The 10,815-nt window shown below is 69.1% G+C and carries 13 protein-coding genes and 1 pseudogene; 11 read left to right on the top strand and 3 right to left on the bottom strand.

From position 1 onward, the window contains the following. From Q4I23_RS25645 to Q4I23_RS25615, 7 genes and pseudogenes are all read left to right on the top strand, one after another. A pseudogene (locus Q4I23_RS25645) lies at positions 1–183 on the top strand (DNA-binding response regulator); the annotation flags it as partial. A 338-nt stretch (positions 184–521) separates the two neighbouring features. Continuing rightward, complete coding sequence (locus Q4I23_RS25640) at positions 522–1,766, top strand: flagellin N-terminal helical domain-containing protein (RefSeq protein ID WP_035682206.1); 1,245 nt, start codon at positions 522–524, stop codon at positions 1,764–1,766. A 110-nt stretch (positions 1,767–1,876) separates the two neighbouring features. Then, positions 1,877–2,269, top strand: a complete 393-nt coding sequence (gene flaF / locus Q4I23_RS25635) for a flagellar biosynthesis regulator FlaF (protein ID WP_109072449.1) — start codon at positions 1,877–1,879, stop codon at positions 2,267–2,269. After that, positions 2,259–2,696: a flagellar biosynthesis repressor FlbT gene (locus Q4I23_RS25630; protein WP_149167335.1), complete on the top strand. Its 438-nt coding sequence runs from the start codon at positions 2,259–2,261 to the stop codon at positions 2,694–2,696. The genes flaF and Q4I23_RS25630 overlap by 11 nt, the downstream gene beginning before the upstream one ends. Positions 2,697–2,701: 5 nt before the next feature. Further along, the gene (locus tag Q4I23_RS25625; protein WP_149167336.1) at positions 2,702–3,079 is read left to right on the top strand and encodes a FlaG family protein; all 378 of its coding nucleotides are present in this window, start codon (positions 2,702–2,704) and stop codon (positions 3,077–3,079) included. Continuing rightward, positions 3,076–3,870 (top strand): DUF1217 domain-containing protein, encoded by a 795-nt coding sequence (locus Q4I23_RS25620; RefSeq protein WP_454020830.1) that lies wholly within the window; start codon positions 3,076–3,078, stop codon positions 3,868–3,870. Before Q4I23_RS25625 ends, Q4I23_RS25620 begins: the two co-directional genes overlap by 4 nt. Positions 3,871–3,958: 88 nt before the next feature. Beyond that, positions 3,959–4,993, top strand: coding sequence for a hypothetical protein (locus tag Q4I23_RS25615; protein WP_498528079.1), 1,035 nt, complete (start codon positions 3,959–3,961; stop codon positions 4,991–4,993). A gap of 30 nt (positions 4,994–5,023) precedes the next feature. On the opposite strand, the gene Q4I23_RS25610 is transcribed toward Q4I23_RS25615, so the two are convergent. Then, complete coding sequence (locus Q4I23_RS25610) at positions 5,024–6,235, bottom strand: MFS transporter (protein WP_498528078.1); 1,212 nt, start codon at positions 6,233–6,235, stop codon at positions 5,024–5,026. Positions 6,236–6,482: 247 nt separating this feature from the next. Between Q4I23_RS25610 and Q4I23_RS25605 the strand changes: the two genes are divergently transcribed. Further along, entirely contained in the window at positions 6,483–7,355 is an 873-nt protein-coding gene (locus Q4I23_RS25605; protein WP_498528077.1) for a LysR family transcriptional regulator, read from the top strand. 6 nt (positions 7,356–7,361) lie between these two features. On the opposite strand, the gene Q4I23_RS25600 is transcribed toward Q4I23_RS25605, so the two are convergent. Next, positions 7,362–7,961, bottom strand: a complete 600-nt coding sequence (locus tag Q4I23_RS25600; RefSeq protein ID WP_498528076.1) for a hypothetical protein — start codon at positions 7,959–7,961, stop codon at positions 7,362–7,364. Further along, complete coding sequence (gene fliI / locus Q4I23_RS25595) at positions 7,958–9,298, bottom strand: flagellar protein export ATPase FliI (protein ID WP_498528075.1); 1,341 nt, start codon at positions 9,296–9,298, stop codon at positions 7,958–7,960. Before fliI ends, Q4I23_RS25600 begins: the two co-directional genes overlap by 4 nt. A gap of 146 nt (positions 9,299–9,444) precedes the next feature. On the opposite strand from fliI, the gene Q4I23_RS25590 reads away from it, so the two are divergent. The 3 genes from Q4I23_RS25590 to fliE are packed head-to-tail and all read left to right on the top strand — an operon-like array spanning position 9,445 to position 10,636. After that, positions 9,445–9,816: a flagellar biosynthesis protein FlgG gene (locus Q4I23_RS25590; protein ID WP_498528074.1), complete on the top strand. Its 372-nt coding sequence runs from the start codon at positions 9,445–9,447 to the stop codon at positions 9,814–9,816. Between the two features lie 20 nt (positions 9,817–9,836). Beyond that, positions 9,837–10,256, top strand: a complete 420-nt coding sequence (gene flgC, locus Q4I23_RS25585; RefSeq protein WP_041814269.1) for a flagellar basal body rod protein FlgC — start codon at positions 9,837–9,839, stop codon at positions 10,254–10,256. Between the two features lie 14 nt (positions 10,257–10,270). Further along, complete coding sequence (fliE, locus tag Q4I23_RS25580) at positions 10,271–10,636, top strand: flagellar hook-basal body complex protein FliE (RefSeq protein ID WP_454020836.1); 366 nt, start codon at positions 10,271–10,273, stop codon at positions 10,634–10,636. Positions 10,637–10,815: the final 179 nt, after the last annotated feature.

Genomic DNA, 10,815 nt, shown 5'->3' with positions numbered 1-10,815 from the left:
GAAGCCACCGGCGGCGCCCGCTACATCGAGACCGTCTACGGACGCGGCTACAAGTTCGAGGCCCCGCCCGAGCATGAAGAGGCCGTTCCGGCCGCCGCATCCGCCACCGCCGCCCGCCGCTTCCCGGCCATCCCCTTCGCCGCGTCCGGCCTGCACCCCAGCTGTCTCGTCGCCGCCGAGTGACGGCGCCTTAATTTCAAAGTCTCGCCTTACGCTCCGTTTCCGACATTTTGCCCCCAACATTTTGAAAGACGCCATGGCCGCGGCCCTTCGGGCACGACGGCTGAGCCGCCGTGCGCAGTTGCCGCATTTTTATAAAATGCATGATTACTTTTAAAAGATGCCCATCTTTGAAAGACGAATGCGTCACCCTGGAAATGCTGCGGTTTTTTACTCCGGTTTAAACGGGGTCGGTCACAGTCGAATGGTCGGTTGCGCGCCCATAAGAACCAAGTGGGAAGGCCCGCGCACCCGGCCCCAGCGTCAGAAAGGCGCTCTGCATCTCGCGAATGGAGATACACATGGCCTCGATCATGACCAACACCTCGGCGATGACCGCGCTGCAGACGCTGCGCCGCGTGACCGACGATCTGGCGACCACCCAGGATCGCATCTCGACCGGTCTCAAGGTCAACAACGCCAAGGACAACGCCGCCTACTGGTCCATCGCCACGACCATGCGCGCCGACGTCGCCGGCTTCAAGGCGGTGAAGGAATCGCTGGAACTGGGTTCGGGCACGACCAACACCGCGTCGGTGGCGTCCAAGAACATCGTCGAGAACCTGCAGACGCTGAAGGCCCGCGTCATCGCCGGCCAGACCAACGGCGTCGACAAGTCGCTGATCCAGAACGACATCGACCAGCTCGTCAAGCTGGTGAAGGGCGCCGCCGCCGACGCCTCCTTCAACGGCGACAACCTGCTGCGCATCACCTACTCCAACGACGGCACGGCCAAGGACCAGAACGTCGACATCCTGGCGTCGCTGAGCCGCAGCGCCGGCACGGTCGATCCGAGCTACATCAGCTTCCAGCGCCAGGACATGCAGGTCACCTCGATCGTCGGCAAGGCCACGATCGAGCAGCAGGTGGACTCCACCAACGACCTGAAGGCCAGCGTCGGCATCGCCATCGGTGCGCCGGACACCACCTTCATCGACGGCCAGAACCTGGGCCTGGGCAACCTGACCCTGAACGTCACCAACGAGGCGGGCACCAAGACCGCCGTGACGGTGGACCTGTCGGGCATCGACTACACCACGGATCTGGCGACCACCCAGGGCCTGATCGAGACCGCGGTCAACGCGGCCCTGACCACGGCCGGCGGCGACTTCCAGGTGGCCTTCAACGGCGACAAGCTGGAATTCACCGACCAGGACCTGAACACCGACGGCAACTTCACCGCCAAGGTGGACAGCCTGTGGGTCGGCTCGAAGGAAAGCGACGCCTTCGGCGGCCTGGCCGACCTGACGCAGATCGACGTGACCTCCAACGCCACCAAGTCGCTCGAGGTCATCAACGGCCTGCTCGACAAGGCCATCGGCAAGGCCGCGGTGATCGGTTCCATCGAGAACCGCGTGTCGGTGCAGAACGACTTCGTGTCGAAGCTGACCGACTCGATGAACAAGGGCATCGGCTCCCTCGTGGACGCCGACATGAACGAGGAATCGAGCCGTCTGCAGGCCCTCCAGGTCCAGCAGCAGCTCGCCACCCAGGCGCTGTCGATCGCCAACCAGGGTCCGCAGAACATTCTCTCGCTGTTCCGCTAACCCGGTCCGGCCGGCGTCCCGCTCCCGACGGGGCGCCGGCCATTTTTTCGTCTCACATCCAGTCCCAGCCCCCTTCCGGCGCCCCCGTGCGCGTTGCATAAGGTGCGACCATGAGCATCGCCGCCTACCAGCAGACGATGGCCGAGTGCGAAGACCCGCGCCGCATCGAATATCTGGTCTTCCTCCGCATCACCCTGGATCTGGAGGCCAACCGCGACGCCGGCTGGCGGTCGGCGGCGCTGAAGGACGCGCTGTGGCGCAACCTGGAACTCTGGAACACGCTGCGCGCCGACCTGCTGGAGGACGGCAACGCGCTGCCCGAGGCGCTGCGCGCCGGGCTGGTCTCGCTGTCCTTCTCGGTGGCCCGCCAGACGACCCAGGTGTTGCGCGGCGAGGCCGACGCGGGTGTCCTGATCGACATCAACCGGTCGGTCATGCGCGGCCTGCAAGGTGTGGCCCGCACGGAGGCTCCCGCTCCGATGGAGGCGTCCTATGGCGCTTAAGCTCCGCCTCAAGCCCTGCGAGCGCGTGGTCATCAACGGCTGCGTCGTGCAGAACGAGAACCGCCGCTACACCCTGACAGTCAGCAACTTCGCCCAGATCATCCGCGGCAGCGACATCATGCAGGAGGACGAGGCCGACACGCCGGTCCGCCGCGCCTATTTCGTGATCCAGAGCATGCTTCTGGACCCCCAGGCCGCGGAGGAGTACGGCAGCGTCGTCGCCGGCATGATGGCCAAGCTCTACACCGCCTTCATGCATCCGGAGATGCAGGACCGCATCATGCAGGCGATGCGCAACGTCAGCGACCGCGACTACTACAAGGCGCTGGCCTGCCTGCGGCCGGTGATGGCCTACGAGGACGGGCTGCTGAACGCGCAGCGCCCCCCGCGGGACGAGCGCGCCCCCGAGACTCGCGTGGAGGCGTGACCGCCATGCCCGCACCCATCCAGGGGCTGACCGGCGGCGTGTCCGGCGTCAACGGCGAGCGCGGCACCGCCAGCGCCGACCTGATCGCCGAAGCCCGCCAGCGCCAGGCCGACCGCTTGCGCGCCGCCCAGGTCGAAGCCGTCAAGGCCACCGAGGTGGTCGAGGAAACCCGCGCGCCGGCGGAATCCGACAACGGCCGCCGGCCCGACCCCATCCCGCCCTACCGGGTCAACCTCGACCCCGGCACGGGCCGCCTGTCCACCGAGGTGCTCGACACCCACACCGGTGAGGTGATCCTGCGCATCCCGCCCTCCTACGCTGACCCGGCGGAGGATGCGGCGGAGGAGAGCGGGCGGCCGAAGGCCCCGGAGGTGACGGCATGAGCACGCTCCAGGATTATCGCCAGATCGTCCGCAATCAGGACCGCTACGACGCGATGATCCGCTCGCGCCCCGACGTGAAGCGCAACATCGCCTATTTCGAGGCCAACATCGGCAAGATCTCCAGTGCCGAGGAGTTGCTGAAGGACGACAAGCTCTACCGCTTCGTCATGGTGGCCTTCGACCTGGAAAGCCAGACCTACGCGCGCGCCCTCATCCGCAAGGTGCTGGACCAGGGGGTGAAGGACCCGGAGGCGTTGGCCAACCGCATGAACGACGCCAAGTTCAAGGAGATGGCCACCGTCCTGTCCTTCAAGGAGACGGGGGGCGCCACGCTGAAGGAGCCGGCGATCGTCAAGGCCATCGTCGACCGCTACGTCGACGTGTCGCTGGAGGTGAAGGCGGAGGAGAGCAATCCGGCAGTCCGTCTGGCGCTCTACTTCGACCGCAAGGCGCCGCGCATCACCAACTGGTATCAGGTGATGGCCGACCGCGCGCTCCAGAAGGTGGTCTTCACCGCGCTCGACATTCCCGAGCAGTCGGCGCTGGGCGACCTCGACCGGCTGGTCGACAAGCTGAAGAAGCGCTTCGACATCGCCGACTTCAAGGACCCGGCCAAGCTCGGGAAGTTCCTGGACCGCTTCTCGGCCATGTACGACATGAAGAACGGCGCGCCCGCGGGAGCCTCCACAAACCTCCCCTACATCGGGCCGATCAACAGCCGCGGACGCTCCTCGATCATCGCCATCGACCCGTCCATCACCATGTCGCTGCTGAACTTCCCGCGCTTCTGAGCGGCGGCGTTCCGGCAGGCCGAATTTCGGGAGATTGGCTGTGCAGCCGAGCCGACAGGCCAGGCCGCCGGGCACTTGGCCGCACGTCGTGGCCCTGCTGCCCGGCCCGGACGACCGGGACGAGGACACCGCCCGCGACTCCCTTCATATCCTGCCGATGACCATCCTGCCGCTGGAGACTCCGGGCCTGCGCCGGGCGCGGCTGATCAAGAACGTCCGGCTCCAGACGGTGGTGGAGCTGTTCAACGACGTCCACGCCGGCAGCGGTCAGGTGATGCCCAGCCAGTTGCCGCTGCATTTCGGCAACCGCTCGCCCGAGCTGGAGCGCGACCTGCTGATGATCGGCCAGATCGCCCAGGCCGCGAGCTTCGACGTCTACTCCCTGCGCATCGAGCTGCGGCGCCTGAAGATCGCGGTGGACGAGCACGCCGCCTTGCGCCTGTCGCAGCGCCGGAAGGACCAGCTCACCCGCTACATGCGCGTCTTCACCCGGCCGCTGATCGAAAGCGTCTACGGCAGCGACGACGTGCAGGTGCAGAATGTCGAGGACCTGATCCGCCTGTTCGCCGAACCCGATCTGGCGGAGGTGCGCCGCCGGCTGACCATGATGGCCGACCGGCTGGACATCGCCATGGCCGACATCCCGGCCTTCCTGGAGGAGTATGGCGACATCTTCCTGTCGCTGGCCTATTTCAAGCAGTGCCTGGATGAGATCGTCCCCGACGTGCAGGCCTTCCTGGCCTGGATGGACGCGGTGCGCGGCTTCAGCGAGGTCCGCCGCGACGCCCGCCACGCTCGGATGCTCGACGAGGTGGGGCGCGACCTGACGGAGATCGCCGCCTCGATCACCGGGCGGTTCGAGAGCTTCGACAACCGCTCCAAGGACTTCTGGCGCAACATCAACGCCCAGAGCTTCCGCAGCATCCGCGACCTGATCACCAACCACCACGTCACCATCGGCGGGGTGCTGTGCGGGCTGGCGGTGAAGATGGCTCTGTGGAAGGCCCGCTTCTCCAGCGGCGGCGGCCCGGTCCGCCGCTTGGAGTTCATCCGCTCCGAAATCCTGCCGGGCCTGTCGCACATCCGCTCCCTGGAGCGCTCGGCGCGGAGCGGGGGGCGGTAAGGCCCCCGGCACCCCGTGATTTTTTGCTTCTTAGCGGCGCCGTGCGGCGAGCTGGAGGGCGGTGGCCGCCGCGGCGACGGCGATGCCCAGACCGGTCACCGCGGTCCAGCCCCCGGCGTTCCAGGCCAGCGTCGCCGCACTCGACCCCAGCGCGCCGCCCAGGAACATGCCGCCCATGAAGATGGTGTTCAGCCGGGCGCGGGCTTCGGGGCGCAGGGCGTAGACGATGTGCTGGTTCGACACCAGCGCCGCCTGGACCGCGAAGTCGAGCAGGATCACCCCGGCGACCAGACCGGCGACCGACGTCCACAGCCCGAACAGCAGCCAGGACGCGAGCGTCAGCAGCGTGCCCAGCAGGATCACCCGGTGCGGCCCGCTGCGGTCGGCGATCCGCCCGGCCATCGGAGCGGCCAGGATGCCGACCGCGCCGACGATGCCGAACAGCCCCGCGGCGTCGGCGCCCAGGCCGAAGCGCGGCTCGGCCAGACGCAGCGCCAGGATGGTCCAGAAGGTGGTGAAGGCGGCGAACAGCAGCCCCTGGGTGACGGCGGCCAGCCGCAGGGCCGGGAACTCCCGCCACAGATGGACCAGCGAACGCATCAGCGCCGGGTAGCGCCCGGCGGTGTTGGGCAATGTCGCGTTCGGGTGGCTGCGCGGCAGCATGACGACCATCAGCGCGGCCGCGGCCAGCGCCAGCGGCACGGCCAGCCAGAACATGGCGCGCCAGCCCTCGTGCGTCCCGACGAAGCCGGCCAGCGTGCGGCTCAGCAGGATGCCGGTCAGAACCCCCGACATGACGGTTCCCACCGCCGCCCCGCGCCGCTGCGGCGAGGCGAGATGCGCGGCGAAGGGAACGATCTGCTGCGCCACCGTCGCCGAGACGCCGAGCAGCAGCGAGGCGGCGACCAGCAGGGCGGGACCCTGCGCCAGCGCCGTCACGACCAGCGCCGCCGCCAGCAGCAGGAACTGCCCGACGATCAGCCGCCGCCGCTCCACCAGATCGCCGAGCGGGACGAGCAGGAGCAGGCCGGCGGCGTAGCCCAACTGCGTGGCGGTCGGGATCATGCCGGTCAGCGGGCCGGGCAGGTCGCCTTCGATCAGGCCCAGCATGGGCTGGTTGTAATAGATGTTCGCGACGGCCAGCCCCGCGGCGGTCGCCATGGCGAAGGTCAGTCCGCGCCCGAGCCGGGTCTGGTCGGGTGCGTGGGTTGATGTGTGGGGCATTGTGTCGGTGATGCTCATGACAGAGGGTCCTTTTGCAACATCCCCTCTCCCCTCTGGGGAGAGGGTTTAGGGTGAGGGGGTTGCGCGTGTTGGTACGTTCGGCACAAGCGCAACCCCCTCACCGGCCCTTCGGACCACCCTCTCCCCAGAGGGGAGAGGGCTATGTGAGGCCCAAGGCGATGATCTCTGAAACAGACCCTATCGCACTTTCACAATCCGCATCAGTCATGCAGAATGAAGGGCCTGTGTATCGGAACATGAAGCAATGGACCTCGCCGGACTTGCCGTTCTGGTGGAAGCCGCCCAGGCCGGCAGCCTTGCCGGGGCGGCGCGGCGGCTGGGCATCTCGCCGCTGATGGCGACCCGGCGGCTGGCCGCGCTGGAGGACGTCCTGGGCGCGCGGCTGATGCAGCGGACCACCCGCTCCCTCGCCCTGACGCCGGAGGGGGAGGCGATGCTGCCCTTCGCCCAGGCGATGCTGGAGAACGAGGCGGCGGCGCGGGCCAGCGTCCGACCGTCCTCCGCCGGGGCGTCGGGGCTGCTGCGGCTGACCGCCTCCGCGGCTTTCGGGCGCAAGGTGGTGGTGCCGGTGGTCGCGGACTTCCTGAAGGACAACCCGCAGGTCTCGGTCGATTTGCTGCTGACCGACACGGTGGTGGACATCGTCGGGCAGGGGATCGACCTCGCCATCCGCATCGCCCATCTGAAGGACAGCGCGCTGATCGCGCGGCGGCTGGCCGACAACCCGCGGGGGCTCTATGCCACGCCCGGCTATCTGGCGGCGCGCGGCGCGCCCGCCGCCGTCGCGGATCTGGCGGAACACGAGTGCCTGTGTCTGTCCGGCACGACCCATTGGAGCTTCGCGGGCGAGGGGCGGGAGCGGCGCATCCGGGTGCGTGGGCGCTTCACCGCCAACTCCATCGAGGGGTTGCGGGACATCTGCCTCGCCGGCCTCGGCATCGCCGTCCTGTCCGAGTGGGACGTGCGCGACGAGGTGGCGCGCGGCGCGCTGGTGGCGCTCCGCCTGTCCGACGGGGCGTTGGAGCCGTTGGCGGTCTGGGGCGTCCACCCCTCGGCGCGCTTCGTGCCGCCGAAGGTGCGGCTGTTCATGGACGCGCTGGCGACGGCGCTGCGCTGACTGGGGTCAGAGCCGGACGGCCGGGCGGTCCGCCGGTTGGGTGGCGTGCAGTTCGTAGAGCTTCGCCAGGATTTGCGGGGCGGGCTGCTCCGCCTTGGGCGCCGGTGCGTCCGCCGCAGCGTCGGTGCTCGGCGTCTTGCGGGCGAGCGCTTCCGCCAGCACGGCGGGGGACGGGCGATGGTCCGTCGGCGGCTCCTGCGCCGGGCCGGCGAGGAAGGGCAGGGGCGGGGCGATGGACGGCACGTCCTTCGTCGGGGTTGTCGTCTCCTCGTCGCCGCCCTCCGCCAGCGCGACGAGGTGGCCCAGCGGGTCGTCGCCGGTCACCGCCTCGAAGGCGGCCATGGCGGCGCTGCCCAGCAGGCCGACGGGGCCGCCGAACAGGAAGCCGCCGGCCAGCCGCGCTGGTAGGCCGATATCGTCGCCGGTGGCATGGCGGTAGACCTGCGATACACCCGGCAGGTGTTGCAGCGGATTTACCGCGTCCAGCAGGTCCCCGAAATCCAGGCTGAGGTCCGTCGTCTCCTGCTTGGTCGGGGCCTTCACGGCGTCCCGTGCGGCGGTGGTCGGGGCAAGCGCGCGGGCGGCGAGCGCGGTGGCGTTGGTCATGGCGTGGCTCCGGCGGGAACGGCGAGGATGCGGTCGAGGATGCGGAAGGAGTCGAGGGACGGCGTGGCATCGTCCTTGCCCTGGCGCAGGAACTCCTCCAGCGCCGGGTTCAGCGCGACGGCGTCGTCCACCTCCGCGTCGGTGCCCTGCTTGTAGGCGCCGATGCGCACCAGCTCCCGCATGTTGTCGTAGGTGGCGGCGAGGCTCCGCGCGCGGCGCAGCAGGGCGTTCTGCTCCGCCGTGTGGCAGCCAGGCAGCAGGCGCGACACGCTGCGCAGCACGTTGACGGCGGGGTAGCGCCCCTGCTCGGCGATGCGGCGGTCCAGAACGACGTGACCGTCCAGGATGCCGCGCACCGCGTCGGCGATCGGCTCGTCGTGGTCGTCGCCGTCCACCAGAACCGTGAAGATGCCGGTGATGTCGCCCTGGCCCTCCCGGCCCGGCCCGGCGCGTTCCATCAGCTTGGGCAGTTCGGCGAAGACGCTGGGCGGGTAGCTCTTGGCGGTCGGCGGCTCTCCGGCGGCCAGCCCGATCTCGCGCTGGGCCATGGCGAAGCGCGTCACGCTGTCGATCAGGCAGAGGACGTGCAGGCCACGGTCGCGCAACTCCTCCGCCACGGTCAAACAGAGATAGGCGGCCTGCCGGCGCATCAGCGGCGGCTCGTCCGAGGTGGCGACCACGACGACGGAGCGGGCGAGGCCGTCCGCGCCCAGATCGTCCTGGATGAACTCCTGCACCTCGCGCCCGCGCTCGCCGACCAGACCGATCACGATGGCGTCGGCCCCGGCGTGGCGGGCGACCATCGACAGCAGCGTCGACTTGCCGACGCCCGACCCGGCAAAGACGCCCATGCGCTGGCCGCGGCAAATGGGCGTGAAGACGTCGATGGCGCGCACACCGGTGTCCATCTTCGCCCCCACCCGGCGGCGCGCGTAGGCCGGGGGCGGTGCCGCGCGCAGCGGGCGGGCGTGGTGGCCGTTGCGCAAGGGGCCGCGCCCGTCGATCGGTTCGCCCAGCGCGTTGACGACGCGGCCCAGCCAGCCGGGGCCGGGGCGCAGCGTGAAGGCGGTGTCGTCGGTGACGGCAGCGCAGCCCTCCGCCACGCCGTCGAGGTTGTCGAAGGCCATCAGCAGCGTGCGGCCCTGGCGGAAGCCGATGGTCTCGCAGAGCAGGCGCTGGCCGCGCGCCGTCTCCGCCCAGCATTTGTCGCCCACCGCCAGGACGCGGCGCAGCCCCTCCACCTCCAGCGTCATGCCGGTGGCGCTGCGGATCTCGCCGCGCCAGGATCGGGTCGGCATCCGCTCGATCTCGGACAGAAGGTTGGAAAGCACGCGCATCGCCGGGTCGTCTCCGCCGTGTCGGAATGCGGTGATCCTGCCACGAGGAATTTAAATCCGGTTTTAAACGGCGGGCGTCATCTTGGCCCTGCCTTGCTTTCCGGCTTCGCGATAGGGCCGTTCCAATGGATTTTAGCAATATTTCAGTGTTTCGGCTGACCGGCGCGCGCCTCGATTACTTGGCGGAGCGGCAGAAGCTGATCGCCACCAACGTCGTGAACGCCAACACGCCCGGTTATCAGCCGAAGGACCTGAAGCCCTTCGCGGCGCTGATGGACGGCCCGCAGACGGTGGCGCCCGCCCTCACCTCGCCCATGCACCTGACCGGCTTCAACCCGTCCGGCGCGGTGCAGGAGGCGCGCAAGCCCGAGCAGTGGGAAACCACGCCGGACGGCAACGCCGTGTCGCTGGAGCAGGAGATGACCAAGGGCAGCGAGACGCGCGACGCCTTCGCCCTGACCGCCGGCCTGTTCCAGCGCAACCTGCAGATCCTGCGCGCCGCTTGGCGCGCCGGCTGACGACTTCGGAGTCCCCTCCCATGCTCACCGATCCCCTGGCCGCGACGATGCGGATCGCCAGTTCGGGCCTGCAGGCGCAGGGCACCCGGCTGCGCGTGGTCGCCGAAAACATTGCCAACTCCGATTCCACCGCCATGACGGCGGGCGGCGATCCCTACCGCCGCAAGACCGTCTCCTTCGCCACCACGATGGACCGCGCCGCCGGCTCGGAGATCGTGAAGGTCAAGCAGATCGGCCGCGACCGCAGCGACTTCCAGCTCGTCTACGAGCCCTCGCACCCCGCCGCCGACGAGAAGGGCTACGTCAAGCGCCCGAATGTCCAGCCGCTGATCGAGATGATGGACATGCGCGAGGCCAGCCGCTCCTTCGAGGCGAGCGTCAACGTCATCGAGCAGTCGCGCAGCATGATGAGCCGCATGATCGACCTTCTGCGCGGCTGAGGAGACCCAAGAGCATGATCGAACCCATCGGCCGCGCCGCCGCCGCCTACGGCCTCCACCGTGCGCCCCTGACCCAGCCGGCTCCCGCCGCTTCGCTCGCCACGCCGCCAACCGCGGCGGCGGCCGCGGCATCGCCGTCGGCCGAGACGTCGGCGTCGGCGGAGAGCAGCTTCGGCGCTTTCCTCGACCGTCAGGTGTCGCAGGCGGTGGAGACGCTGAACGAGGGCGAGCGCATGTCCGTCGCCGCCGTCGCCGGCAAGGCCGGCACGCACGAGGTCGTGCGCTCCGTGCTCGCCGCCGAGATGACCGTGCAGACGGTCGTGTCGATCCGCGACCGCATGGTGCAGGCCTATCAGGACGTCATGCGGATGGCGATTTGAGCGCGTGTGTTGGGACGCATTGCCCCCTCCCTAACCCTCCCCCGCTTCGCAGGGAAGGGGATGATCTCCCTCCCTTGCGAAGCGGGGGAGGGAAGGGGCCCGCGGCGAAGCCGTGGGAAGGGCTGTCTCTTATACACATCTGACGCTGCCGACGATTATACGCGAGTGTAGATCTCGGT

Source organism: Azospirillum sp. UFLA03-27, from assembly GCF_059803775.1.
This window is presented reverse-complemented; position numbering and strand designations above follow the sequence as displayed.